20 protein-coding genes are annotated in these 25,102 nt (G+C 53.0%); 7 read left to right on the forward strand and 13 right to left on the reverse strand.

Going from position 1 to position 25,102, the window contains the following annotated elements:
* Positions 1-76 precede the first annotated feature (76 nt).
* Positions 77-466: a Rid family detoxifying hydrolase gene (locus NF212_RS14830; protein WP_434356937.1), complete on the forward strand. Its 390-nt coding sequence runs from the start codon at positions 77-79 to the stop codon at positions 464-466.
* Positions 467-524: 58 nt separating this feature from the next.
* Here NF212_RS14830 and idi read toward each other — a convergent pair whose 3' ends face one another.
* From idi to nudF, 8 genes are all read right to left on the reverse strand, one after another.
* Positions 525-1,070 carry an isopentenyl-diphosphate Delta-isomerase gene (gene idi / locus NF212_RS14835; protein WP_434356939.1) on the reverse strand — a complete coding sequence of 182 codons (546 nt, stop codon included), beginning with the start codon at positions 1,068-1,070 and terminating at the stop codon, positions 525-527.
* A gap of 163 nt (positions 1,071-1,233) precedes the next feature.
* Complete coding sequence (locus NF212_RS14840; protein ID WP_434356941.1) at positions 1,234-1,974, reverse strand: 1-acylglycerol-3-phosphate O-acyltransferase; 741 nt, start codon at positions 1,972-1,974, stop codon at positions 1,234-1,236.
* Positions 1,975-2,143: 169 nt separating this feature from the next.
* Positions 2,144-4,411: a DNA topoisomerase IV subunit A gene (parC, locus tag NF212_RS14845; protein WP_434356943.1), complete on the reverse strand. Its 2,268-nt coding sequence runs from the start codon at positions 4,409-4,411 to the stop codon at positions 2,144-2,146.
* Between the two features lie 20 nt (positions 4,412-4,431).
* Positions 4,432-6,318, reverse strand: a complete 1,887-nt coding sequence (parE, locus tag NF212_RS14850; protein WP_434356945.1) for a DNA topoisomerase IV subunit B — start codon at positions 6,316-6,318, stop codon at positions 4,432-4,434.
* Between the two features lie 191 nt (positions 6,319-6,509).
* Positions 6,510-7,097 carry an esterase YqiA gene (gene yqiA / locus NF212_RS14855; protein ID WP_434356947.1) on the reverse strand — a complete coding sequence of 196 codons (588 nt, stop codon included), beginning with the start codon at positions 7,095-7,097 and terminating at the stop codon, positions 6,510-6,512.
* Between the two features lies 1 nt (position 7,098).
* Positions 7,099-7,923 (reverse strand): 3',5'-cyclic-AMP phosphodiesterase, encoded by an 825-nt coding sequence (cpdA, locus tag NF212_RS14860; protein WP_434356949.1) that lies wholly within the window; start codon positions 7,921-7,923, stop codon positions 7,099-7,101.
* A gap of 27 nt (positions 7,924-7,950) precedes the next feature.
* Positions 7,951-8,376, reverse strand: coding sequence for a DUF1249 family protein (locus NF212_RS14865; protein ID WP_434360892.1), 426 nt, complete (start codon positions 8,374-8,376; stop codon positions 7,951-7,953).
* A 38-nt stretch (positions 8,377-8,414) separates the two neighbouring features.
* Positions 8,415-9,056: an ADP-ribose diphosphatase gene (gene nudF / locus NF212_RS14870; protein ID WP_434356951.1), complete on the reverse strand. Its 642-nt coding sequence runs from the start codon at positions 9,054-9,056 to the stop codon at positions 8,415-8,417.
* A gap of 238 nt (positions 9,057-9,294) precedes the next feature.
* Between nudF and tolC the strand changes: the two genes are divergently transcribed.
* The gene (gene tolC, locus NF212_RS14875) at positions 9,295-10,620 is read left to right on the forward strand and encodes an outer membrane channel protein TolC (protein WP_434356953.1); all 1,326 of its coding nucleotides are present in this window, start codon (positions 9,295-9,297) and stop codon (positions 10,618-10,620) included.
* A gap of 211 nt (positions 10,621-10,831) precedes the next feature.
* On the opposite strand, the gene hldE is transcribed toward tolC, so the two are convergent.
* Complete coding sequence (gene hldE, locus NF212_RS14880) at positions 10,832-12,253, reverse strand: bifunctional D-glycero-beta-D-manno-heptose-7-phosphate kinase/D-glycero-beta-D-manno-heptose 1-phosphate adenylyltransferase HldE (RefSeq protein WP_434356955.1); 1,422 nt, start codon at positions 12,251-12,253, stop codon at positions 10,832-10,834.
* A gap of 145 nt (positions 12,254-12,398) precedes the next feature.
* Between hldE and lpxL the strand changes: the two genes are divergently transcribed.
* A complete protein-coding gene (lpxL, locus tag NF212_RS14885) occupies positions 12,399-13,325 on the forward strand; it encodes an LpxL/LpxP family Kdo(2)-lipid IV(A) lauroyl/palmitoleoyl acyltransferase (protein WP_434356956.1) in 927 nt (308 codons plus the stop codon).
* 129 nt (positions 13,326-13,454) lie between these two features.
* Here the strand turns inward: lpxL and NF212_RS14890 are convergent, their stop codons facing one another.
* The 3 genes from NF212_RS14890 to NF212_RS14900 all read right to left on the reverse strand — a co-directional run bounded on the left by NF212_RS14890 (position 13,455) and on the right by NF212_RS14900 (position 19,676).
* Positions 13,455-14,876: an IS1182 family transposase gene (locus NF212_RS14890; protein ID WP_434356812.1), complete on the reverse strand. Its 1,422-nt coding sequence runs from the start codon at positions 14,874-14,876 to the stop codon at positions 13,455-13,457.
* 195 nt (positions 14,877-15,071) lie between these two features.
* Positions 15,072-17,945, reverse strand: a complete 2,874-nt coding sequence (gene glnE / locus NF212_RS14895) for a bifunctional [glutamate--ammonia ligase]-adenylyl-L-tyrosine phosphorylase/[glutamate--ammonia-ligase] adenylyltransferase (RefSeq protein WP_434360893.1) — start codon at positions 17,943-17,945, stop codon at positions 15,072-15,074.
* A 135-nt stretch (positions 17,946-18,080) separates the two neighbouring features.
* Positions 18,081-19,676, reverse strand: coding sequence for a methyl-accepting chemotaxis protein (locus NF212_RS14900; RefSeq protein WP_434356957.1), 1,596 nt, complete (start codon positions 19,674-19,676; stop codon positions 18,081-18,083).
* A gap of 117 nt (positions 19,677-19,793) precedes the next feature.
* Here NF212_RS14900 and NF212_RS14905 point away from each other — a divergent pair, with 117 nt between their 5' ends.
* The gene (locus tag NF212_RS14905; protein WP_434356959.1) at positions 19,794-20,594 is read left to right on the forward strand and encodes a potassium channel family protein; all 801 of its coding nucleotides are present in this window, start codon (positions 19,794-19,796) and stop codon (positions 20,592-20,594) included.
* A gap of 50 nt (positions 20,595-20,644) precedes the next feature.
* Here NF212_RS14905 and NF212_RS14910 read toward each other — a convergent pair whose 3' ends face one another.
* Positions 20,645-22,168, reverse strand: coding sequence for a CYTH domain-containing protein (locus NF212_RS14910; protein WP_434356961.1), 1,524 nt, complete (start codon positions 22,166-22,168; stop codon positions 20,645-20,647).
* A 182-nt stretch (positions 22,169-22,350) separates the two neighbouring features.
* Between NF212_RS14910 and NF212_RS14915 the strand changes: the two genes are divergently transcribed.
* From NF212_RS14915 to NF212_RS14925, 3 genes are all read left to right on the forward strand, one after another.
* Positions 22,351-23,031: a TIGR00153 family protein gene (locus tag NF212_RS14915; protein ID WP_054675103.1), complete on the forward strand. Its 681-nt coding sequence runs from the start codon at positions 22,351-22,353 to the stop codon at positions 23,029-23,031.
* A gap of 33 nt (positions 23,032-23,064) precedes the next feature.
* Positions 23,065-24,333 (forward strand): inorganic phosphate transporter, encoded by a 1,269-nt coding sequence (locus NF212_RS14920; RefSeq protein WP_434356963.1) that lies wholly within the window; start codon positions 23,065-23,067, stop codon positions 24,331-24,333.
* 125 nt (positions 24,334-24,458) lie between these two features.
* The gene (locus NF212_RS14925; protein ID WP_434356965.1) at positions 24,459-25,067 is read left to right on the forward strand and encodes a TIGR04211 family SH3 domain-containing protein; all 609 of its coding nucleotides are present in this window, start codon (positions 24,459-24,461) and stop codon (positions 25,065-25,067) included.
* Positions 25,068-25,102 lie beyond the last annotated feature (35 nt).

The raw sequence follows: 25,102 nt of genomic DNA on the forward strand, positions 1-25,102 counted from the left end.
TGATAATCAGCAAGCTCGTGATTTGGCGAGTTTGTTTTGCATTTATTTGAATATAAGAAGATTACTGAGGCAGCCAATGACTAAAGTACTGCATACTGAAAATGCACCAGCCGCTATCGGTCCATATGTACAGGGTGTTGACCTGGGAAGCATGGTTATGACTTCCGGACAGATCCCGGTTAACCCGCAAACCGGTGAAGTAGCAGCAGACATCGCCACTCAGGCACGCCAGTCTCTGGATAACGTAAAAGCCGTGGTTGAAGCTTCTGGCCTGACTGTTGGCGACATCGTGAAGATGACTGTATTTGTGAAGGATCTGAACGACTTCGGTACCGTTAATGAAGTATATGGCAACTTTTTCGATGAGCACGGCGTAGCAAACTACCCTGCGCGCTCATGCGTTGAAGTGGCTCGCCTGCCAAAAGATGTAGGTATTGAGATTGAAGCTATTGCGGTTCGTAAGTAATCGGGAAAGCTGACAGACTAACGGCGCCTTTGGGCGCCGTTTTCAGTTCGGGGCCGGTTCAGGCCAAAGATGGGTTGATACGATCCATCACATCACCAAACCAAGCTGTAAATTGTGCCGGATCTTCCATGCGGGCTCGGGCGATATCTTCACTTCGCCACCAGCGGTAATCCATCACTTCTTCCGGATTTGGGTAAACACTCACCTCATCCACACGGCAAAGAACAATCTGGTCCAGTTCGTGCTCAACCAACTGATTGTCCAGTTCAGCCCGGTAGATAAAACGCTCACCCAAAGCCAACGGCAACGGCGCATCTATCCCCAGCTCTTCGTACAGGCGGCGTTTGGCTGCGGACTCAATGGTTTCGTTCACACCCGGATGGGAACAACAGGTATTGGTCCACAAGCCGCCACTGTGATATTTATCCATCGCACGCTTCTGAAGCAGGTATTCTGCACCTTGCTCCGTTTCGCGGTAAATCATGACAGAAAAGGCCAGGTGTAACTGACCCGCTTCATGGGCAGCCAGCTTTTCTGCCACCCCAACTTGCTTTCCATGCTCATCGACCAGGACAACCTGGTTTCCCGTTTGGTTCAACATCATAAACTCCCCCAAACATTCAGCACTTCAGCGAGTGAAGGCTTTTCTATCAGTACCTTAAAGATATACCAACCAGACGGTATTGGTCGGTATAAATGGGTATTGGAACAAACGAAGAAGGACATACGTGGTATGTCCTTCTCTTTAATTCTTTGCGTCTAATCCCTTAGGCTGGTTGCTTCTGCGCTCCGTTAAGCCGGGCAACCTCTTCGTCCAGCTCAGCCAGTTTGTCCTGCATCAGGTCATGGCACTTTTTGGACAGTTCACGCACGCCTTCCTTTCCAAAACCTTCGGTAGAAATAGGCTCAAGCATTTCAACGATGACATGCCCATTGTCCCATTTACCGGCTTTAAGACCGGCGGTGCTGCTGCATACGATAGGTACGATAGGCACACCGGCTCCTACTGCAGCATGGAATGCTCCGGTCTTGAACGGCAGCAGGCCACGTCCGCGTGAGCGTGTGCCTTCCGGGAACAGCCAGACGGAGACTTTGTCTTCTTTGATCTTGTCGATCACCTGGCCGATAGTACCAATCGCTCGGCTGCGGTTGTTACGGTCAATCATGATGTTGCCTGTCAGCCAATAGAGCTGTCCGAATATTGGCAACCACTTAAGGCTTTTTTTACCAACAGTTACAGCGCCCGGAGTCACGGCATTGGCAATGGTCACGAGATCCCAGTTGCTCTGGTGGTTGGCAATAAACACACAAGGGCCGAAATCATGCGCATTTTCCGGCAGGCGGAGATCCAGCTTGATACCGAACAGTTTGTGCAGTTTTCCGAACAGGCGTCCAAAGGTGTACACGTGTTTCGGGTTTCGCGGACTCAACAAACAATATCCGCAACCAAACACAAAGATAGCGACTGCGAAAACCAAGACTGCCAGCAGTCGCGGGATGAACATCATGGCACACTCCTAAGCTTACAACTGTGCGCTAGTATATACGCAACAACCTCAAGATGCAGGGGGTTTCAGCAAGAATTGTTGAGGTTTTAATCAAGGAGGTTTTCCTAAGATATTTTTACGCAACATGCAAAAACAAACCCTCCGAAGAGGGTTTGTTGTGAAGGGTAGATTATTCTTCTTCCTTGATAGCAGGCGGTAACTCAATCTCGATATTTGTTACCCGTTGCAGGCCTCGTGGCAGCATACTACCCCTCCGGCCTCGCTCACCACGGAAGTTATCCAGGTCACTCGGTTTGAGGGTCATCTTACGCTTGCCCGCATGAAGGGTAACCGTCGCATTTGGCGGCAACACCACAAGGTGTGAAAGCATCTCTTCCCGAGCCTTGGAGCGGGCTGCCGGGATATTGATGATCTTGTTACCCTTACCTTTACCAAGCTGCGGAAGATCTTTGAGCGGGAAGAGCAACATCCGGCCTTCATTGCTGATGGCCATGATCTCATCTTCATCCACATTGCCAATACGCTGCGGTGGCATCACCTCAGCATTTTCCGGCAGCGACAACAGTGCCTTACCATTACGGTTCTTGGACACCAAATCCTCAAACTGGCACACAAAACCATATCCGGCATCAGATGCCAGCAGCATACGCTGGTCATTTTCTGCCATCAGCAACTGGCGCACATGGGTGCCTGCCGCAATGTTCAGGCGTCCGGTGACCGGCTCACCCTGGCTGCGCGCTGACGGCAGGGTGTGGGATTCCAGCGCATAGCTACGGCCATCGGTACCGATAAACACAGCCGGTTGGTTGCTGCGTCCACGGGCATGGGCCAGGTACTGGTCACCGGCCTTGTAACTCAGTGTGCCCGGGTCGACTTCATGGCCCTTGGCATGGCGCACCCAGCCTTTGTCAGACAGCACGACAGTGATGGATTCACTTGGTACCAGTTCACGTTCGGTCAGTGCTTTGGCTTCTGCTCGCTCAACCAGAGGGGAGCGACGGTCATCGCCGTATTTCTCGGCGTCAGCCAGGATCTCTTTCTTCAGCAGGGTGCTCATCCGGCGCTCAGAGCCCAGCAGTTGCTCAAGCTTGTCGCGCTCTTTGCTCAGTTCATCCTGCTCACCACGGATCTTGATCTCTTCCAGCTTGGCCAACTGGCGCAGCTTGATTTCAAGGATGGCTTCAGCCTGCTTTTCACTGAGGCCAAAGCGGTTCATCAATTCTGCTTTCGGATCTTCCTCGGTACGGATGATCTCGATAATTTCATCAATGTTGAGGTAAGCAACCAGCAAACCTTCCAGGATGTGCAGGCGGGCCAGCACTTTATCCAGGCGGTACTGCAGACGGCGGCGCACGGTTTCGCGGCGGTACACCAGCCACTCAGACAGGATTTCCACCAGGCCTTTTACTGCCGGGCGGCCATCCAGGCCAATCATGTTCAGGTTGACTCGGTAGCTGCGCTCCAGCTCAGTTGAGGCGAACAGGTGGTTCATCAACTGGTCTGAGTCTACGCGGTTAGAGCGCGGTACGATCACGATACGGGTTGGGTTCTCGTGGTCAGATTCATCACGCAGGTCTTCCACCATCGGCAGCTTCTTGGCGCGCATTTGCGCTGCAATCTGCTCCAGCACCTTACCGCCGGATACCTGGTGAGGAAGCGCGGTGATAACAATGTCACCGTTCTCCTTGTGCCAAAGCGCACGCATCTTGATGCTGCCACGGCCACCTTTGTAGATCTTCTTGAGCTCAGTCTTTGGCGTGATGATTTCCGCTTCGGTCGGGTAATCCGGGCCTTTAACGTGCTCCATCAGCTCATCAAGGTCAGCCTTGCCGTTTTCCAGCAGGGCAACCGCCGCATTGGCCACTTCGCGGGCATTATGCGGCGGGATGTCGGTTGCCATGCCCACAGCAATACCGGTTACCCCGTTCAGCAGGATATGCGGCAGGCGGGCTGGCAGTGACTTCGGCTCCTTCATGGTGCCGTCAAAGTTCGGGGTCCAGTCAGACGTACCCTGCCCCAGTTCAGACAGCAGCACTTCTGAGAAGCGCGACAGGCGAGCTTCGGTATAACGCATTGCCGCAAAGGACTTAGGATCGTCCTGTGCACCCCAGTTACCCTGGCCGTCTACCAGCGGGTAGCGGTAAGAGAAAGGCTGTGCCATCAGCACCATGGCTTCGTAACACGCGGAGTCACCGTGCGGGTGGTATTTACCCAGCACGTCACCCACAGTACGGGCAGATTTTTTGTACTTGGCCGTCGCGCTCAGGCCGAGTTCAGACATCGCGTAGATAATACGGCGCTGTACCGGTTTTAAACCGTCACCTATGAAGGGCAGTGCCCGGTCCATGATGACGTACATGGAATAGTTCAGGTAGGCGTCTTCGGTGAAGCGCCGCAATGGCATCTGTTCTACGCCATCGTAAATTATGTCGGTCATCGTTTATCCCGTAATCTCGCTTAAACTTCCAGCTCAGCCATGTCGCCTTTTTCCTGCAGCCAGCTGCGGCGGTCTTCGGCACGTTTCTTACCCAGCAGCATATCCATCATCTTGTCAGTTTCACTCTGATCATCAATGGTCAGCTGTACCAGTCGGCGGGTATTCGGATCCATGGTGGTCTCGCGAAGCTGCATCGGGTTCATCTCACCCAGACCCTTGAATCGCTGGACGTCAATCTTGGCACGCTTGTTACTCAGGCGCTCAAGGACACCGGCTTTTTCTTCATCATCCAGTGCATAGAACACCTCTTTACCGCAGTCGATACGGTACAGTGGAGGCATGGCGACGTATACGTGACCGGCAGTGACCAGCGCGCTGAAGTGCTTCACAAACAGGGCGCAAAGCAGCGTTGCAATGTGCAGGCCGTCAGAGTCCGCATCGGCGAGGATACACACCTTGCCGTAGCGCAGGCCGGAGAGGTCATCGCTGTCCGGGTCGATACCCAGGGCAACGGAAATATCGTGGACTTCCTGGGAGCCCAGCACCTGATCCGCTGACACTTCCCAAGTGTTCAGGATCTTACCGCGCAGCGGCATAATGGCCTGGAATTCACGGTCGCGTGCCTGCTTGGCACTGCCACCCGCTGAGTCACCCTCCACAAGGAAGAGCTCGGTACGGGCCAGATCCTGCTGGGAGCAGTCAGTCAGCTTGCCAGGCAATGCCGGGCCACTGGTGATCTTCTTGCGCACGACTTTCTTGGCTGCACGCATACGCCGGTGAGCGTTGGCAATACAGACTTCCGCCAGTTGTTCGGCAATCTGTGGGCGCTCGTTCAGCCACAGGCTGAAGGCATCTTTCACCACGCCGGATACGAAGGCCGCACACTGGCGTGAAGAAAGGCGTTCCTTGGTCTGGCCGGCAAACTGCGGATCCTGCATTTTCACCGACAACACGTAGGCACAGCGTTCCCAGATATCATCTGCAGTCAGCTTCACGCCACGGGGCAGCAGGTTGCGGTATTCACAGAATTCCCGCATCGCATCCAAAAGCCCCTGGCGCATACCGTTCACATGGGTACCACCCTGCGGGGTAGGGATAAGGTTGACGTAGCTTTCGCCGATCAGGTCTCCGCCTTCCGGCAACCAGATAACCGCCCAGTCAGCCGCTTCAGTCGCACCGGAAAACACACCGACAAACGGTTCAGCCGGGAGGACTTCAAAGCCCTTCACACCTTCAGCCAAATAGTCTTTCAGGCCGTCCTGGTAATGCCAGGTGACCTTTTCGCCGGTGTTGTGGTCGGTGAAATTGATTTCCAGCCCCGGACACAGAACCGCTTTCGCTTTAAGGATGCTCTTAAGGCGGGTGACAGAAAACTTAGGGGTATCAAAGTAGGAGGCATCCGGCCAGAAACGGACTCGGGTACCGCGGGCACGGCGGCCACAGGTACCTGTTACGGTCAGCTCCTGAACCTTGTCACCGTGTTCGAATGCGATATCGTAAATATTGCCGTCACGCTTAACTGACACTTCCACGCGGGAGGACAGGGCGTTCACCACAGAGATACCTACCCCGTGCAAACCACCTGAGAACTGGTAGTTCTTGTTGGAGAACTTACCACCTGCGTGCAGTTTACAAAGGATCAATTCGACACCGGACACCCCTTCTTCAGGGTGGATATCGACCGGCATACCGCGGCCGTCATCAATAACTTCCAGTGACTGGTCATCGTGGAGAATCACATCAACCTTGCTGGCATGGCCAGCCAGTGCCTCATCGACACTGTTATCGATAACCTCTTGCCCCAAATGGTTCGGACGCGTGGTGTCGGTATACATACCGGGGCGTCTCCGGACGGGCTCAAGTCCGTTCAGTACCTCAATGGATCCTGCGTTATAGGTCTGTGTCATAGCGCTTTGACTGAGTGAATTTTGTCACATGGTTAAGAAGCTGCCTCGGCTTGTCAAGGGATGCGCCCTGATTCCTCAGGGTCAGATCAAGCTCAGGCGGGATTTACTAAAAATAAATTCCAAAGGCTTCAGGAAAACGAAAAGTGAAGCCAGAGGCTTCACATGAAATTCTTTATTGAACAATTTAATGCTTATGCAGCTGGTGAGAGAAACTGCACTATTTCGGCACAATATCTCTCAAAACCGACAAAACTGTGGTCACCGTCCGGTTCAACTGTTTGCCTGCAACCGGCATATTTGGCGACTGCCTGACGATAGTCTAACACCTCATCCCCCTCTTGCTGTAACAGCCAGAAATGTTCGGGTGTACCCGGCGCGGAAACATCTACCGCCTTGAGTTGGTCAATGTGTTCCTCTGTGACCTCGTAAACCTCTCCGGTATACGGGTTTTCCTGCCTGCCGAGGTAGTCCAGGAGCAGCTCATAAGGCTTGACGGCAGGATTAACAAGTGCCGCCTTCAGGTGATATTTTTCTGCAAGGAATGTAGCGTAGTAGCCGCCCAGCGAGCTTCCGGCAAGGCCGATATTATATCCGTCACGCAACAGGCTCTCTACCAATTCGCAAAGCTGTGAAATAGCCTTTTGCGGTTCACTGAAGAGCTGCGGTACCTCGACCCTGAGCTCCGGGCGGCTTTCCAGGCAGTAATCACGGACCAGCGCCGCCTTTACCGATTTTGGGGAGCTGTTGAAACCGTGGATATAAAGGATGCAGGACAACATGTCAGTAACCGCCGGACTGTAAGTCAGGGCTAAAGATAACACCCTCAATGCGGAAGACACCTGAGTCCATCGAACCATCGGCATTCAGGGTAAGGGTACGCCAGCCCGGGTTTTGCAGATCCAGGGCGAAGTTGTCGGAGTCAGGCATAAACTGGATGCAAGTTGACGGCGATGCCATAACCCGCACTCCCTGGTATTCATAATCCAGAGCCTGGTGGATATGTCCACACACCACACCTTTTACATGAGGATAGGCACTGACAATCTCCCAAAACCGCTCATTGTTGTGCAGTTGGTGCTGATCCAACCAAGCACTGCCGGCAGCAATGGGGTGGTGGTGAAGAAGAACCAGTATATGCTTTTCGCCGGCATTGGAGAGCGCATTCTCAAGCATTTCAAATTGGCTGTCTGAAAGCTCACCGTGCGGGACACCCGGTACCTGGCTGTCGAGCATAACCATTTGCCAATACTCCCCCAGGTTCACTATGTTGCCCCGGTGCAATTGCGCCGCATTCAGGATGCTTTCCATCTCAGGTTGGTAGTCATGGTTCCCTGGCAACCAGTAACAAGGTTGTGTCCAGCGGGTAATGCCATCTGCAAAGCGCTGGTAGGAAACGTCAGAGTGATCCTGAGAGATGTCGCCGGTCGCAACAATCGCATCAAAGGCGATGTTGGCATCATCTACTGCTTCCAGTACCGCATGGAAACTGTCCAGTGTGTTAACACCGAGGAGATTACCCGCCGGGTCGGCATAGAGATGGGTATCGGTAAGCTGCAACAGAGTAATGCTTTCGTGTTTCTTTTTGTCCAAGTAGCAAACCTGCAAGTTAATCTGGCCCTGTCTTACTTCGTCTTAGTACATGGAATCCTTCACGATTCCGCTTCGTATGCAATGAGCCAACCAGTCGGAAAGAAACTGGTTAACCTGATGTTTTTCATCCCTGACCAGCATGCGAGGATTCGGATAATCATAGCGCGCCTTGAGCGCCGAAATCTGCTGACTGCTACACACTTCTGCAACCCTGGCATCATGGTAGAGCCGCACCGTCATAGACGGGCGCAGATACTCAGGTAACGAGCCTTTAAGGCGAATGGTGACTAAAGTGGTGTAACGGGTCGATTCTTCTATTTCTATGTCGTAGCAACTTCCGTGGATATCGTAACTGCGAGTATCTCCCACATCATCCCCGTGCGGCAAAAGCCTGACCAACTTAGCATAATTGGTCTCATACATTCGCATCAGCGCCGGAAAGTCGACATGGTAGCGATGGTTCAACAGTTACACTCCTTTCTTGAATAATGTTTTACCCGGCAATATTAACTGCCGGATATTACCTTAGCATTTTCACGCAGCCGCTGATGGTGAAGCTGCAGCCACTGGATTGCAATAATAGACGCTGCATTTTCAATGGTGCCATTCTCCACCAGCTTGTAAGCCTCCTCACGGGACAGCACATGCACCAGGATGTCCTCTCCCTCCTCAGGCAAACCGTGAATCCCCTCTGCTTTCCCTGCATCCACAATGCCAAGGTAAACATCCAGGGATTCGGAACACCCACCGGAGCTGGACATATAGCGGGTGATTTTCTGGAGGGACTCAACCTGCAAACCGGCTTCTTCCTCTGCTTCGCGGTAAGCCACCTGCTCAGACGTCTGCCCTTTATCAATCACCCCGGCAACAATTTCCAACTGCCAGCTCGACTGGCCGGCAACCATGGCACCAACCCGGATTTGCTCCACCATCACAACCCGGTCTGATACCGGATCATATGGCAATACGGCAACGGCATGGCCACGCTCAAACAGCTCGCGTTCTATCACTTCACTCCAGCCACCGGAAAACAGGCGGTGACGAAAAGCATACTTATGCATCTTGAAATAACCGTCATAGACAGTCTCTACAGCGGTTACTTCCGCATCGTCACGGGTGAACGTGGGTGAATATACTCCTGATGCCAAACCTTGCCTCCGGTCGCCGAGCGTGAGAAGCGGAATAATTACCACTCACGCCTCTGCTAAGCAATGAGATATCTCAACTTCCTAGATAAAGATTATAAGAATAGTTAATCTCATTGGAGACAATTGGTCTGAATCGGTCAAAAAATGAGTAAATTCATGTAAAATCGATTCCAACTTGGCACGCTTACGATAGACTATCTGCCAGAATTTAAGACCTTATAGAATTAGGGATAAGAGTATGAAGAAATTGCTTCCTTTCGCTGTCAGCATCGCGCTGGGTAGCTTCAGCTCATGGGCTGTTGCTGATGACCTTGCGCAAATCTATCAGCAGGCCAAGCAAAATGATCCCCAATTGCTGCAGGCCGAAGCACGCAAGAATGCGGCGTTCGAATCCATTGATGCTAACCGTGCGGCCCTGTTGCCACAAATCAGCCTCAAAGCCGGTTATAACATCTCTCGCAACAGCGATATCGACAGCCGTGATACCAATACCCTGAACGGCTCCATCAACCTGAGCCAGCAGCTTTTCGAACAATCAAGCTGGATTAACCGCGATATCGCCGAAATCAACTACCGCCAGGTAGACGCTGTGTATGCGGCTACCCAGCAGGGACTGATTCTCCGTGTTGCCCAGTCATATTTCAACGTGCTCCGCGCTGCAGACAACTTGGAGTTTGTCCGTGCTGAGAAAGCGGCTGTTGGCCGCCAGCTTGAGCAGACCAAGCAGCGTTTCGAAGTGGGCCTGACCGCCATTACTGACGTGCATGATGCACAAGCACAGTTTGACTCCGTATTGGCCAACGAAATCCTGGCAGAAAACAGCGTTACCAACAGCTACGAAGCACTGCGTGAAATTACCGGCCAGGCAAACAAGGACCTGAGCGAGCTGGATACCAAGCGTTTCTCTACCAGCCGCCCAGACAAATCAGTCCAGGAGCTGGTTAAAACAGCTGAAGAGCAGAACCTGAACCTGCTGGCAGCACGCATTGGCCGTGACGGTGCCAAAGAACAGATTTCCCTGGCTGAAACCGGTCACCTGCCAAGCCTTATGTTTACAGCAGGCTACGGCTTGAACGATACAAACTATGAACACGGTACTCCACCAGGAGTACAAGACAACTTTGGTGAATTCACCGCAGGCATTAACCTGGAAGTGCCTATTTATTCTGGTGGCGGTGTAACAGCCCAAACCAAAGCGGCCCAGTTTGCCTATGTCGAGTCCTCCGAGGCTCTGGAGCAGACTTACCGCAGCACGGTGAAAGACGTCCGGGCGTTCTACAACAATATCAATGCCAACATCGGTGCTCTCCGGGCTTACCAGCAGACCGTTGTTTCTGCCCAGTCAGCATTGGAAGCGACTGAAGCCGGTTACGATGTGGGAACCCGTACTATCGTTGACGTACTGGATGCAACCCGCCGCCTTTACGATGCCAACCGTAACCTGTCAGATGCCCGTTATGACTACATCCTGAGCGTGCTTCAACTGCGCCAGGCAGTGGGTACCCTGAACGAGCAGGACGTTCTGGACATCAATGCTGGCCTGGTCAAAGCTAAAAAGAGCTAAATCATTGCTGGTTTTTTAAACAAAAAAGGCACTTTCGGGTGCTTTTTTGTTTTTTTAGAAACCCGGTGAATAGATACCAGGAAAATCATTCCCACAATCACAGTATCTGGCAGAATGTCATCTGTTCACTGCGCAACCAATCTCATCAACCACATCAGGCAGAAACAAAAAAAGCGCCAACTGGCGCTTTTTAAACACTGGGTTAATTGCCTCAGTTTCGGATCTTGTTAATGATTTCGGTAGTAGAGCACCCGTCCTCAAATGTGAGGATTTTCACTTCACCACCGTTGGCAATCACTTCCTTACCGCCAGCAATTTCTTCCGGCTTGTAGTCGCCGCCTTTTACCAGCAGATTAGGCAATACTTCACTGATAAGGCGTTGAGGCGTTTCCTCTGAAAATGGCACCACCCAGTCAACGGCTGACAGGCCAGCCAGAACAGCCATACGACGCTCAACAGGGTTGATAGGACGCTCAGGACCTTTCAACTGGCGAACCGATTCATCAGTGTTTACCGCCACAATCAGACGGTCACCCAGCTTGGCTGCCTCGTTGAGGTAAGCCACATGGCCGGCATGCAGGATGTCGAAACAACCGTTGGTCATCACTACTTTCTCACCGCGGCTGTTAGCCACTTCTACGGCGAGCTTGAGCTGCTGTTCGTTAATCACACCGAACCCGGTATCGTGACCACCGGAGATTGCTTCGGTCAGTTCAAGGCGGTTAAGGGTCGAAGTACCCAGCTTGCCGACAACCACACCGGCAGCAGCATTTGCCAACGCACAGGCGATATCCATAGAAGAACCGGCAGCCAGTGATGCAGCCAGCACAGAAATCACGGTATCTCCGGCACCGGTCACATCGTAAACTTCTTTCGCCAGAGTCGGCAGGTGCAGGGGCTCCTGTCCCGGGCGGATAAGGCTCATGCCGTTTTCACTGCGGGTTACCAGCAGGGCATCCAGCTCAAAACGCTCAACCACCTGGAGAGCTTTGGCCACCAGGTCGTTTTCGTCCTTCACAGCACCAACAACTGCTTCGAACTCATTCATGTTCGGCGTCAGCAGGGTTGCGCCGCGGTAGCGTTCAAAGTCAGCACCTTTCGGGTCGACTAGGCTTGGCACACCGGCCTCACGAGCCACCTTGATCATCGCCTGAACGTGCTCAAGGGCACCCTTGGCGTAATCTGAGAAAATGACCGCCTTGCTGTTGGCGATAGCCTTACGCATCGGCGCCAGCAGGGACTCTTCAGTCACATTGAGGAAGCCTTCCTCAAAATCGAGACGAATCAGCTGCTGGTTACGGCTCATTACACGCAGCTTGGTGATGGTCGGGCAGCCAGGGACAGCAACAAAGTTGCACCCTACATTCAACTCACCCAGTTGCTTTGTCAGCACGGCAGCCGGTTCATCTTCGCCGGTCAGGCCGATAAGCTGAGCATGGCCACCCAGAGCAGCAACGTTCATAGCAACGTTTGCAGCACCACCGGGACGCTCTTCACTCTTGTTGATGCGCACAACCGGTACCGGGGCTTCCGGGGAAATCCTGCCGGTAGGACCATACCAGTAACGATCCAGCATCACGTCTCCGATAACCAGAACACGGGACTGATCGTAATCAGGTAGCGTGAGTATCATAAGGCTCTCCACTGAACAATTTCAGGGCAGGAGTTTACCATAACCACCCATACAGGTAAGGAGAGCTATGGTCCCAATTGCTGATTTTTTTTACGGTTAAGCTACAATGGCCGTCTTTGACGAAATTGACTGACATCCGGCTGACATGAGCAAATTCGAAGCACCCCGTTTTCGCTGGTCTTTCCTTAACCCTCGCTACCTGCATACCTGGGTTGGACTGGCACTGATGTATGCTGCAAGCTGGCTGCCTTACCGAGTACAGCAAATGCTGGGCCGTGGCCTCGGCAAACTATTAATGAAAGCAATGAAAAGCCGGGTAAAGGTAGCCCGCCGAAACCTGGAACTGTGCTTTCCCCACCTAACAGCCGCCCAGCGCGAGAAAATGGTGGAAGAGAATTTTCGCCATACCGGTATGGCACTGTTTGATACTGCCGCGGCCTGGTTCTGGCCAGACTGGCGCGTGCGTAAGCATGTGAAATACGAAGGGCTGGAACACCTCCACAAACTGGAAGCCGAAGGGAAAGGCGCTCTGCTGATTGCGATTCACAACCTGAACCTTGAGCTCGGTGCCCGCGCATTTGGACTCGAAACCCCGGGGATCGGGGTATACCGCCCGAATGACAACCCGGTGTTTGACTGGATCCAGTTTCGGGGACGCTCACGTTCAAACCCGGGAATGCGCGACCGCAAGGATGTGAAAGGCATGCTGTATGATCTTAAATACGGCAAACGCCTGTGGTACGCACCAGACCATGATTATGGCCGCCGACGCAGTACCTTTGCTCCGCTGTTTGCCGTGGAAAAAGCGTGTACCACTACCGGCACCAGCCTGCTGGCTGATGCGTCCGGTTGCGCGTTGGTACCTTTCACTTTCACTAAGGACCGCCAAGGAAAAGGCTATACGCTGAAAATTGATGAACCGCTGGACGCGTTCCCGCACAATGACCCGGACAACGCCGCGGCGTATATGAACAAAGCCATAGAGCATTCAATTATGCGGGCACCGGAGCAGTACATGTGGCTACACCGCCGGTTCAAGACCCGGCCGGAAGGTGACCCCTCGCTATACTAGGTTATGGCTTCTATGAAAAAAGGTGCTAAAAGCACCTCAGATTGCTGACTAACCCCGCTTTTTCAAGCGGGGTTTTCTTTTGTTAGCGGCCGAAGGCCGCGATCGCGCTATTTTTCCATATTGTTATGTTCAGGCCGCTTTTAGCCCATAGACGCTAAATTGCATCACTCTCTGGACTATTTGGCGCGCATTGAGCCCAATTTTGCGAAGATAAGCCTCCATCAGGGCTATCTTTTTGATGTTCTGTGCCGCTGCGGCCAGGAAGCACTGGATTTGTACTTTCAACAGGCCACGGAACCTCGCATAGCGATGGCCATGGTGTTGTTTGGCATCCGCGAAGCTTCGCTCCACCGTCTCTGCCCGTCGTCGGTACACTTTCTTACCCCAAGTGGTCAGTCTCAGGGCATTGGCATTCTCAACCGATTTCTCGAACAGGTGCCGGGTTATCACCCGTTTGTGGTTTTCACTCTTGGTGCAATCAGCACGCAGTGGACAGGTTTTGCATGTCTGCGGGTTTGAGTGATATTCACGGTAAGCTTGTCGGTTGGTGGTCTTGTAGACCAGTGCCTGCCCCTGAGGACAGAGATAGCGGTCCGTCTCTTTGTCGTAACGGAAGTGCTTTTTCTTGATAGGATTCTTTGTACGGTGAGGCCGGCGGTATCCCATGACCGGCAGGATTTGGCGCTGCTCCAGTTCATGGCAGATAGTAGCGGTGAAGTAACCGGCATCAAGCCCGGCGGCGATAGGCGAGAGCGTAAAGCGCGCTAACGTGGTATCCAGACGGGTGATATACGGTTGGGCGTCATTCACATTGCCCGGCGTGACATGGGTGTCGAGGATGATGCCGTGTTTGCCGTCGACGGTGCGATGGTCAAGGTAGAAGAAGCCCTGGGGCTTTTGGTCCCGTGTCATAAACCCGCTTTCTGGGTCGGTGGTGCTGACTTTGGTGTTTTTCTCGATGTGAGCATCTTTCGGCTTGAGCGGGCGTTTTCCTTCCGCTGCACGGTCAGCTTCAACCGCTTCATCTAACAGCTCGGCATAAGCGCTGACGTTTTGTTTCACCCGTTCGTTACGGTATTTACGTTTGTTGGCATTGGCTTTCAGGTGAGTGCTGTCGGTAAACAAGACGCGTCCATCGACCATGCCTTTGTTCATCGCCTGTTCGACGATACGGATGAAGAGGCGCTCAAAGATATCGGTACCGTTGAAGCGACGGCGGCGGTTCTGGCTCAAGGTGGACGCATCAATCACCTTTTCAGTGAGCGACATCCGCAGGAACCAGCGGTAAGCGATATTGACCTCGATGTCTTTAACGAGCTGGCGTTCACTTTTGACGCCGAAGAGGAAGCCAAGGAGCAGGATTTTGAACAGGCGAACGGGGTCTATCGCAGGGCGGCCATTGTTGTGGCAATAGAGGTGGGCGACTTCGTCGCGGATAAATTCAAAGTCGACGGCAGCATCGATTTTGCGAACGAGATGGTTTTTGGGGACCAACTGTTCGAGTGTCACCATCTCAATTTCATATTGTTGAGGGCCAGGGTCTTTAAGCATGTCACCACATCCATGATTGATTTGCTTATCCCTTATTAGATCAAAGCCCCAGCCAAATGGCTAGGGCTTTGTCAGCAGTCTGAGGTGCTAAAAGCACCTTTTTTGGTTAAAGCAGCGTGGCGAGAGGCGAGTCGTGAGTCAGGGCAATAGCCGAACACTTTCGTCTCACCACACAGTGTGTCGCTACCCCATGTTTTACTCTGTTGATTGCTCCCCTGCCAGCCAGTTGTCCCATGCCTCTGACACTACGTTTCGCTCATCCACCAGCGTGGAATCCGGCACTTCCGCATCGTTACCGGCAAGGGCCAGGCGGTGCATCTTATCGCGCAAGGTGACGTAGGTATCTCGAAGGGCTATCGCCTGCCCCTCCTCGACAATGCCGTAATTGGCACAGTCCTCAAAGATACGGACGTTATCGCTCCAGCGGGTCAGTTTAGGCTCTTTGCCGCTGTGGTTCAGCACCAGGTACTGGGCGATAAATTCGATGTCTGTAATGCCGCCCCTGTCCTGCTTGATCTTAAAGACTCCGGCGGTTTTGCTGCCAAGGTGTTCACGCATTTTTTCACGCATCTCGGCCACTTCCTTGCGGAGCTTTTCAGTATCCCGCTCAGCGCAGAGGATTTCATGGCGTACCTTTTCAAACCCGTCAGCAAGCTGCGGATCCCCGTATACCATACGTGCACGTACCAGTGCCTGGTGCTCCCAGGTCCAGGCTTCCTGCTCCTGGTATTCACGGAAAGACTCCAGTGTTGTCACCAACATACCGGACGTACCGGACGGGCGCAGCCGGGTATCCAGCTCGTAAAGCACACCGGAGGCTGTCCGTGTTGAGAACAGGTGGACAACCCGCTGCGCAAGGCGCAGGTAAAACTGGCGTCCGTCAATTTCCTTTTTGCCGTTGGTATAAACGTTGTCTGGGCAGTCATGGATAAACACCACATCGAGGTCTGACCCATAGCCCAGCTCCCAGCCACCTACCTTACCGTAACCGATAACTGCAAAGCCCCGGCCGTCACGCCCGGACAGGTGGGAAGGCTCGCCGTACTTGGCAGCAGTCTGCACCCATGCCTGACCGACGGCGGCATCAATAATAGCCTCCGCCAGGTAGGTTAAGTGGTCACTCACCTTCATCAGGGGCAGGACACCGGCAATGTCAGCAGCGGCAATCTTCAGCAGTTGGATCTGCTTGAACTGGCGCAGCGCTTCCATCTGTTGCTCCATATCCTCTTCCGGGATCCGGGCCAGGAACTCACGTAACTCAGTCTTGTACTGGTCGAGTGGCAGCGGGTTATACAGCTCTCTTGGGTCGAGAAGCTCATCCAGCAGCACCGGGTAGGTAGACAGTTTCTCTGCCACCATCGGGCTGGCGGCGCACAGGCGAACCAACTGGGCAATGGCCGCCGGGTGCTCATCCAGCAGTTCCATGTAGGTCGTGCGGGAAGCGATACGGACAATCAGGTGGGTAAGGCGGCCAAGCAGCTCTTCCGGGCAGGAAAGCCCCGGCTCTACCACCTTGGCAAGCAGTTTTGGCATCAGGCGGTTAAGTACCTCACGCCCGCGGGGACCCAGCGTCCGTTTCGCCAGCTCCTTTTTAAAATAGGACAGCCTTGCTGCCATGGCTTCCGGGCATGACACGCCGGTATCAGTGAAAATTGATGCCAGTATTTCCGGATCCCGGCTCGCCATGTCCCACAGCTCCTGGCAGGCGGGAGGAACATCACTTTCTGTTTCCTGCTCATCATCACCGATCAGGCTGTCGAACACATCATGCACTATGTCCATATGTTGTTGGCGGGCGGCCATCATCCCATCCCAGCTGTCGTAGCCCATGGCAATGTGCAGCCTTGCCTGATCCCGTTCGGTATCCGGTAAGGTCTGGGTCTGTTTGTCTGCAATAGCCTGGAGCAGGTTTTCCATCCGGCGCAGGAACAGGTAGGCATTTTTTAACCCGACCACATCCCCCTCGGGCAACAGACCGAGATCGCCCACAGCCTGCAAGGTTTCCAGTAACCCCCGTTTACGGAGCGAGGGTTCCCGCCCACCGCGGATCAACTGGAAAGACTGGGCGATAAACTCGATCTCCCGGATCCCACCGGGGCCAAGCTTGATATTGTCGTGCAGACCGCGGCGGCGCACTTCACTTGAGATCATCGCCTTCATCCGGCGCAGGGACTGCACAGCACTGAAATCAATATAACGGCGGAACACAAACGGGCGGAGCAACTGGCGAAGCTCCTGGTAGCACTCAAACTGCTCCCTGCCCATTACCCGGGCTTTAATCATGGCGTAGCGTTCCCAGTCACGGCCCTGCTCCTGGTAGTAGTCCTCCAGTGCAGCGAAGCTCATCACCAAGGGGCCACTGTCGCCAAACGGGCGCAGGCGCATATCGACCCGGTAGCAGAAGCCGTCAAAGGTCTGCTGGTCCAGCAGCTTAATAAGGCGCTGACCAAGGCGGGTGAAAAACTGAGGGTTGGCAATACTTCTGCGGGCTCCCTGGGTTTCACCGTTTTCCGGGTAGGTAAAAATCAGGTCAATATCAGAGGAAAAGTTAAGCTCACCACCGCCAAGTTTGCCCATACCAAGGATCAGCATTGGCTGGGGTTCTCCCATCGCATTGGTCGGTGTACCCCACTGTTTGCAGCAGTCTGCATACAGCCAGTGGTAGCTCTCTATAATCATTGCCTCAGCAAGTTCAGAAAGGTGATTGAGGCCGGATTCCAGTGCAATCTCGCCGTTGAAATCCTTCCATGCCAGCCAGACCATCTCCCGGCGGCGGAATCGGCGAAGTTCACGCATTGCCCCGTTTTCATCTGCCTGCAAGGCAAGAATTTCTTCCAGCGTTTCCCGGTAACCCTCATTGCGTTCGGCTTCACCCACATGCTCTTTCAGCCAGGGCAGCAGCGATTCATCATGCTCAAGGGACGATGCAATAAAATCACTTAACCCCAGCGTGCGCGACAGGCGCGCCCTTTCATCTCCCTGCCAACGGGCAAGACTGTCCGCCTGCTTTTCATTGAGGGTATCAAGGTAGCGATCCGCTAGCTTCTGGAGCATATCCGGGAGTGTCATGGCATTCCTTTTCATTCGGGGCTAATGTCCATTTTTATAACATAAAAAAACACCCACGCTCAGCATGGGTGTTCCTTCTCTTTTCAAGCCTGTGATCAAACCGTTTTCTGTCCGCGTCTAACCAGGCACGCTTGCTTAAACCACGAAGGCTTTTACTTTACCATCCAAGTCTTCCGCACTCTTCTGGATAAGCTCCGCTGTTTCCGCCAATTCCGTCACTACTGTCACGGACGCTTCTACAAGCTCCCGGACATTGGACAGGTTGGCATTCATTTCATTGGCAACCTGTGCCTGCTGCTCCGCAGCTGAGGCAATATGGAAGTTCATGTCGTTAACCTGGTCAATATCGTGGACGATCTTCTCAAGCTCTTCACCGGCATTGGAGACAGACTCCACACTGTCCGCCGCTTCCACCACACTTTGCTCCATGAGGGATACCGCACTACGGGCATTTTGCTGCAGCTGGCTGATCATCTCCTGGATCTCTACCGTCGCTTTCTGGGTGTTCTGGGCAAGGTTGCGCACCTCATCTGCCACCACGGCAAAACCACGCCCGGCTTCACCGGCTCGGGCAGCTTCAATGGCCGCATTCAGTGCCAGCAGGTTGGTTTGCTCCGAAATCCCCTGGATAGTCACGATGACGCTGCTGATCTTGTCAACGCTCGCATCCACCTGGTTGACGGCTTCTGCTGATTCACGGATATCAGAAGAGAGCTGGTTGATGGTACTGATGGTGGAGCTGACAAACCCCTGTCCCCGCTCAGCCTGTTGCTTGGAACCTTCCGTCGCCGCTGAAGCGGTTCTGGCATGCTCTGCAACATTCTGCACGGTAGAGCTCATTTCACTCATTGCAGAGGCCAGCTGGTCAATTTCCTTAAACTGCTCCTTGGCGGACTCCCTGGTCTCCTCCATGCTGATAGTCATGATTTCACTGTGACCGCCCAATTCTGCGGAAGAATCACGCTGCATTTTCACAACATCCAGAAGACGCAGTCTTGCCCGCTCAATCTCCCGTGCAATATCGCCGTACTCATCCTTGCAGTCCATATCGACCTCAACACTGAGATCGCGCTCTGCAAGTCTCTTTACCGAGTCGCTGATATACTGGGTCTGGCGAAGCATCACTCGCGATGCCCCCAAAAGGACAACCATAAAGGCAACAATAATCAGGCCAGTTTGCCAGGCGATTTTAACCAGATAGGCATTATAAAAGTCCTGCGCCTCGGCAGTGTCCTGTGAGACAACAGCTACCCAGGGAGTGCCGCCAACCGCAACCCCGGTCCCAATACGGGCCCCATTGTCCAGGCTGTATTTGATTCCCTGCCCGTTTTGGAACATTCCCGGCAACATGACGCCGCTGTCTGTTTTCAGGTTGATGTCTTTGACGCTTTTTGCCGTCGGATGCCCCATCACCTTACCGGTTTTGGTATCCACAACATACAGGTAGGTTTCAGCTCCCAGCGCCTGTCCCTGTGCCTTGAGCACACTCAGTGCCAGTTCTCCGCTGTTGGCTTCTTTGCTGACGGTCTCGAGGATTTTACCGGTTGCCGACGCTGTCTCTGCATTTTGGTGAAGCAGTATATCAACGACAGAATCTCTGAAAGTATGGGCATCCCAAAGCTGCTTACCCACAAGGAGGACGGTGCTGAATACCATCAGCATGATCATTTTTGGCAAAAGACGGACATCGGAAATGATCCTTTCCCAAGGCCGGAACACCATCTTGGACATGTTCAAACTCCATTACATATCTGGAAACAAGCAAAACTCGCTGTTTAATCAGGCTGGTTACTCTTATTATTTTTTGTATTCTCCTCAGGACAGCTTGTCAGTTTATCGGCAGTCAACATGAAACATTTACCAGCAAAACAAAAAAAGCCATCTGCAAAAGAGTTGACCCCACTCAGCCTGTTAACGCTATTTCTCTCATTCGTTTCTCTGATGGTTGTCACAACACTGCTCTTCCTTTCTCGATCAGACCCGCTATTCAAGTCTTTACTTGCCGTGGACTTTTTGATCTGCATTGTGTTTTGGATCCAACTGATAACTGACTTTTTCCGCTCACCCAAGAAGCTGGCTTATCTGAAACAGCACTGGGTAGACTTTGTCGCCAGTATTCCCGTCATCGAAAGCCTTCGCTTTGCCCGGCTGTTCCAGATAATCCGGCTGTACCGGCTGCTGCGTAAAGAACAGCAAATCCTGAAGATCATGAAAGAGAACCGGCGCGAATCTACCGTGGCGACAATTCTGTTCCTGTTGGTATTGCTTGTGATGGCCGGCACTGGTGCGATTTACTTTTTTGAAGCGGGTAACCCAGCGGCCAACATTCAGTCGAGCTCGGATGCGCTCTGGTGGGTATTTGTCACCATTTCCACTGTCGGCTACGGTGACTATTTCCCGGTATCCTTTGGTGGCAGGGCTGTGGCGGTGGTGCTGATGATCGCCGGTGTGGGCTTGTTTGGTACGATATCAGGTCTGGTGACATCCTTTATTTCGACCCCCGAGCAAACGATGAAACGCCAGTTGGTGACAGAAAACCGTGACCAAATGAACCAGATCCTTGCCCAACAGGCAGCTATCATGCGACGCCTTGACCGTATTGAATCCCGTCTTCCGAAAGAGAATCCATCTCCTGATCAGGAAAGTTAGGTAAAAAAATAGCGCCAATATGGCGCTATTTCTCAAATTGGGGAACGGGGCTAATCAATCCAGTAAGGTTCTAGATCAAGACCCGCCATCTGGCTTTGGGTCATTGCATGGATCAGCGACTCTTCCTTACGGGCCAGCCACTTCTGGATTTGGGCGTTGTCCTCTTCGTCGAACTCTTTTTCAAGCTTGCGCACCGGCTCTAAAAGCTCCAGGTCATCAATACCCTGGAACACATCAAGCCAGGGGAGTCGGAAGGCATTGCAACGCTCCTGGTCAAACAGGTTGGCAAGGCAGACTCCGGTCAGCAGGTTGCGTGTCAGCTTGGCATGCTGGTCAAAATATTCTTGGCGGCTCAGTGGCTCATCACGGTTAAAAACGCCTCGCAGTTCTTCCCAGGAAATATCCAGCTGGCGTACCGCAAACTTAAGAACAGGAGCAGCAAGCTTGGTCTGTGACTTTTCATCAAGGAATGGCTGCCAGCCGCGTGTCAGCATCCAGCGGCTGAGATCCAGCAGCAGTTTACAGTAACGCGGGGACTCAAGCAGCTCCTGCACTTCCGCCATATCCGGCAGTAATTCGTCACGGGCTTCCAGTGCTTTACGCAGGGGCTTCTTCGCATTGAGTTTACGAAGGTAATACCCCTTGTCCTCAACCAGTTGGGCAATTGCACGCGCTTCAGGCAACCAGTCCAGCTCGCCTTCCAGCCATTGCAGCTCCTGGCGGAGCAGTGCACTGGCCCGGCGCGGGATCATGCCGCCGTACAAGGCCAGGGACTGACGGACCAGCGCCACAGACAGGCTGATTTCATACAGCGCAGTCGCATCGCCGCTCTCAAAATAGACCTGCTCATGGTACTGCCAATGGGACAGAGCATGTTCAATCGCGCAGACAAACGCCTGCTCAACAGACATGTCAGTATTGACCGGCACTTTTTTCAGCGGGAAAGGCTTGTCACCCTGATACCCGGTTGCCAGACGGTAACCGCGGGCGGCCTTGCTCAGGTTGCCAAGGCGGACTCCGCCAAATTCAGCCAGATCCCGGGCGAGGGTGAAAAGTGCATCGGTCTGGCCTGATTTCAGCTCCAGTTCCACTTCGCTTATTACATCCTCACCACCGTCATCAGTGGTGACATTGCCCTGGTCCAGCGCCAGTTCAATCTGGCTGCCGTCGGCCATGGCAATCAACCATTGCTGGCGTTCAAAATCAGTAGCAAAAAGTGGCTTGAGCTGAGCCTGGAGTGTATCGATGTCCACGCCTTCTGGGAGGGCTTCGTGGGGCACCAGGTGTAAATCCGGTGTTGTGGCATTCTCCAGCTCTGCATTGTATTCCGGACGTTGGTGAAGCCCGGCGACAACCCGCCCTGCAGTCTTCATAGTCTGCACAAAAACATCGTCATAGCGGCGTACCCGCAGGCCGATATCGTTCATGCGCAGCTGGAGATCGGGTGTGTCATAATAGGTATTGTTCAGGAAGCGTTGTCCTTGTTGCAATACCTTGTATTCGGCGATCTTGTCGCGAATTTGCAGCGAAATGTGTGGAGAAACAAAAAATTTAAGCTCTATCTCTGTTTCCATATGGGTACCTGTCAAGAGTAGCCAATCAAGGATAGGGAGATTCGCTATGAGGGGCAAGCTTTATCACCCCATGATTGATCGAAAGCAGTTTCCTTGCCTGTGTGATTAAGTTAACATGCGCGCCTCAGTCTCTATCGAACAAGATTTAGTCTGGTTTTTATTTACTACAGGTCAAAACGACTATGCCAGTAAACACTATTGTCGGGCTGTTTGCTAAAAGCCCAATTAAACCTCTGCAACGTCACATCAACTGTGTGAATGATTGCTGCTCAAAGCTGATTCCTTTCTTCGAGGCATGTGCCGAAGGAGACTGGGAAAATGCTGCTACCCTTCGCCAGCAGATTTCCGAACTGGAAAAAGAAGCTGACGTGCTCAAGCGCGAAATCCGACTGAAACTGCCTCGTGGCCTGTTTATGCCGGTTGACCGCACTGACATGCTCGAACTTCTGACCCAGCAAGATAAACTGGCCAACCTTTCCAAAGACATTGCAGGCCGCGTCCTGGGCCGTAAATTGCAGATGCCTTCTCCTCTCTATCCCGATTTCGTGGTCTACGTTCAGCGTTGTTTGGACGCTGCAGACCAGGCACGACGTGTTATCAGCGAACTGGATGAGCTGCTCGAAACCGGATTCAAAGGCCGTGAAGTCACGCTGGTGGCTGAAATGATCAACCAACTGGACAAGATTGAAGACGATACTGACAACATGCAAATTCGTCTGCGCCAACAACTGATGGCAATCGAAGACCAGTACAACCCGGTTGATGTCATGTTCCTTTACAAAATTCTCGAATGGGTTGGCGGTATCGCTGACCAAGCGCAACGTGTTGGCTCGCGTCTGGAGCTGATGCTTTCACGCTCGTAATTCAAAGAATCGTAGAAACGACAAGGTAATACGATGGAAATCCTCGCTCAGTACGGCACCATTATTATCGTGGTGGCGGCGCTTTTTGGTTTTCTGATGGCTATCGGTATTGGTGCAAATGACGTTGCCAATGCCATGGGTACCTCAGTAGGCTCCAAGGCCCTGACCGTTAAGCAAGCGATCATCATTGCGATGATCTTCGAATTCGCCGGCGCCTATTTGGCTGGTGGTGAAGTAACCGATACCATCCGTAAGGGTGTTATTGAAACCTCCCTGTTTGCCAATACACCAGACATCCTGGTTTACGGCATGATGGCATCCCTGCTGGCTGCTGGCAGCTGGCTTCTGGTTGCCTCTTACATGGGGTGGCCTGTATCTACCACACACTCAATCATCGGTGCCATCATTGGTTTCGCCTGTGTGTCTGTAGGCCCTGAAGCCGTTGACTGGGGCTCAGTTAAAGGCATCGTAGGCAGTTGGATTGTTACACCGCTTATTTCCGGTGTATTCGCCTACCTGATATTTGTCAGTGCCCAGCGATTGATATTTGATACAGACAAACCTCTGATCAATGCCAAGCGTTTCGTGCCGGTATACATGTTCATCACCTCTATGGTGATTGCCATGGTTACCATCAAGAAGGGTCTGAAGCACGTTGGCCTGCACCTGAGTACCTCAGAAGCAGCTGTCTGGTCAGTGATTGTTTCAGCCATCGTGATGATTGGCGGTTACCTGTATATCCGCGCCAAGTACGCAGATGACAATGCCGCAACTGACCGCAATGGCTTTGATGGCGTTGAGCGCGTATTCAGCCTGCTGATGGTTGTAACTGCCTGTGCCATGGCATTTGCGCACGGTTCAAACGACGTAGCAAACGCGATCGGTCCCCTGTCTGCAGTTGTAGCAACTGTTGAACACATGGGTACTGTTGCTGACAAAAGCGAAATTGCCTGGTGGATCCTGCCTCTGGGTGGTATTGGTATCGTAGTAGGTCTGGCTACACTGGGTCACAAGGTTATGGCAACCGTAGGCTCCGGTATTACCGAGCTGACACCAAGCCGTGGTTTTGCTGCCCAGCTGGCAACTGCATCTACCGTTGTACTGGCTTCCGGTACCGGTCTGCCAATCTCAACCACACAAACCCTGGTTGGTGCGGTTCTGGGTGTAGGCTTTGCCCGAGGTATTGCTGCACTGAACCTTGGCGTAGTCCGTAACATCGTTGCATCCTGGGTAGTAACCCTGCCTGCGGGTGCCTTGCTGGCCGTAGTATTCTTCTACGCAATGAAAGCAATGTTCGGCTAATCGCTATCTGCGTCAAATTCGCGTCAAAAAAAGGGAGACCATGTCTCCCTTTTATTGCACCTAGAGGGTAAAGTTTTTAGGATCTGTTCAATTCTCATCTGAACCCAATTTAGTAAGGCCGATAAGTGAAACGTCTTGTAACCCTGTTTACCCTACTGGCAGCCTTTGCCTCAACTGGGGCATTTGCTCAAGATCGCTATATCTCTGAAGACCTGTTCACCTACATGCATTCAGGTCCGGGTACCCAGTACCGTATCATCGGAAGCGTTGATGCCGGAGAGAAAGTCACCGTACTGTCCAGCCAGTCAGATTACACCCAGATCGTTGATACCCGCGGCCGTAAAGGTTGGGTAGACAGCAAGTACATTTCCCGTCAACCAGGCCTGAAAGAGCGCCTGCCTGCCCTCCAGAACGAACTGAAGCAGGTTAAATCTGCACTGGCGAAAGCTGAAGGTGAAGCCCATTCCAAGCAGGAAGGTCTGCTGGAATCCCTGGATCAGCGTAACAGCCAGATCAAAGAACTGGAAAAGTACAATGCTGACCTGAACCAGAAGCTGATTGACTCCCAGGCAGAGACCCGTGAGCTTCGTGCGCGTCTGGATACCCAGAAAGACGACCTGCTGATGCGCTGGTTCACATACGGTGGCCTTGTTGCAGGTGCCGGCCTTATCCTTGGCCTTATCCTGCCGCATATCATCCCGCGCCGTAAGAAAACCAACGACCGCTGGATGTAACCGGTTCAGAGACAAAAAACGCAGCTTCCGGGCTG

Source organism: Parasalinivibrio latis, assembly GCF_036825535.1.
In the GTDB taxonomy this organism is placed as follows: domain Bacteria; phylum Pseudomonadota; class Gammaproteobacteria; order Enterobacterales; family Vibrionaceae; genus Parasalinivibrio; species Parasalinivibrio latis.

Excerpts from the sequence above, each read along its gene's own strand:
- idi (WP_434356939.1), bottom strand. The coding sequence starts at position 1,070 with ATGATGTTGAACCAAACGGGAAACCAGGTTGTCCTGGTCGATGAGCAT.
- NF212_RS14830 (WP_434356937.1), top strand. The coding sequence starts at position 77 with ATGACTAAAGTACTGCATACTGAAAATGCACCAGCCGCTATCGGTCCA.
- parE (WP_434356945.1), bottom strand. The coding sequence starts at position 6,318 with ATGACACAGACCTATAACGCAGGATCCATTGAGGTACTGAACGGACTT.
- glnE (WP_434360893.1), bottom strand. The coding sequence starts at position 17,945 with ATGACACTCCCGGATATGCTCCAGAAGCTAGCGGATCGCTACCTTGAT.
- NF212_RS14900 (WP_434356957.1), bottom strand. The coding sequence starts at position 19,676 with ATGTCCAAGATGGTGTTCCGGCCTTGGGAAAGGATCATTTCCGATGTC.
- NF212_RS14905 (WP_434356959.1), top strand. The coding sequence starts at position 19,794 with ATGAAACATTTACCAGCAAAACAAAAAAAGCCATCTGCAAAAGAGTTG.
- NF212_RS14920 (WP_434356963.1), top strand. The coding sequence starts at position 23,065 with ATGGAAATCCTCGCTCAGTACGGCACCATTATTATCGTGGTGGCGGCG.
- lpxL (WP_434356956.1), top strand. The coding sequence starts at position 12,399 with ATGAGCAAATTCGAAGCACCCCGTTTTCGCTGGTCTTTCCTTAACCCT.
- parC (WP_434356943.1), bottom strand. The coding sequence starts at position 4,411 with ATGACCGACATAATTTACGATGGCGTAGAACAGATGCCATTGCGGCGC.
- NF212_RS14910 (WP_434356961.1), bottom strand. The coding sequence starts at position 22,168 with ATGGAAACAGAGATAGAGCTTAAATTTTTTGTTTCTCCACACATTTCG.
- NF212_RS14890 (WP_434356812.1), bottom strand. The coding sequence starts at position 14,876 with ATGCTTAAAGACCCTGGCCCTCAACAATATGAAATTGAGATGGTGACA.
- NF212_RS14915 (WP_054675103.1), top strand. The coding sequence starts at position 22,351 with ATGCCAGTAAACACTATTGTCGGGCTGTTTGCTAAAAGCCCAATTAAA.
- tolC (WP_434356953.1), top strand. The coding sequence starts at position 9,295 with ATGAAGAAATTGCTTCCTTTCGCTGTCAGCATCGCGCTGGGTAGCTTC.
- yqiA (WP_434356947.1), bottom strand. The coding sequence starts at position 7,097 with ATGTTGTCCTGCATCCTTTATATCCACGGTTTCAACAGCTCCCCAAAA.
- hldE (WP_434356955.1), bottom strand. The coding sequence starts at position 12,253 with ATGATACTCACGCTACCTGATTACGATCAGTCCCGTGTTCTGGTTATC.
- NF212_RS14840 (WP_434356941.1), bottom strand. The coding sequence starts at position 1,974 with ATGATGTTCATCCCGCGACTGCTGGCAGTCTTGGTTTTCGCAGTCGCT.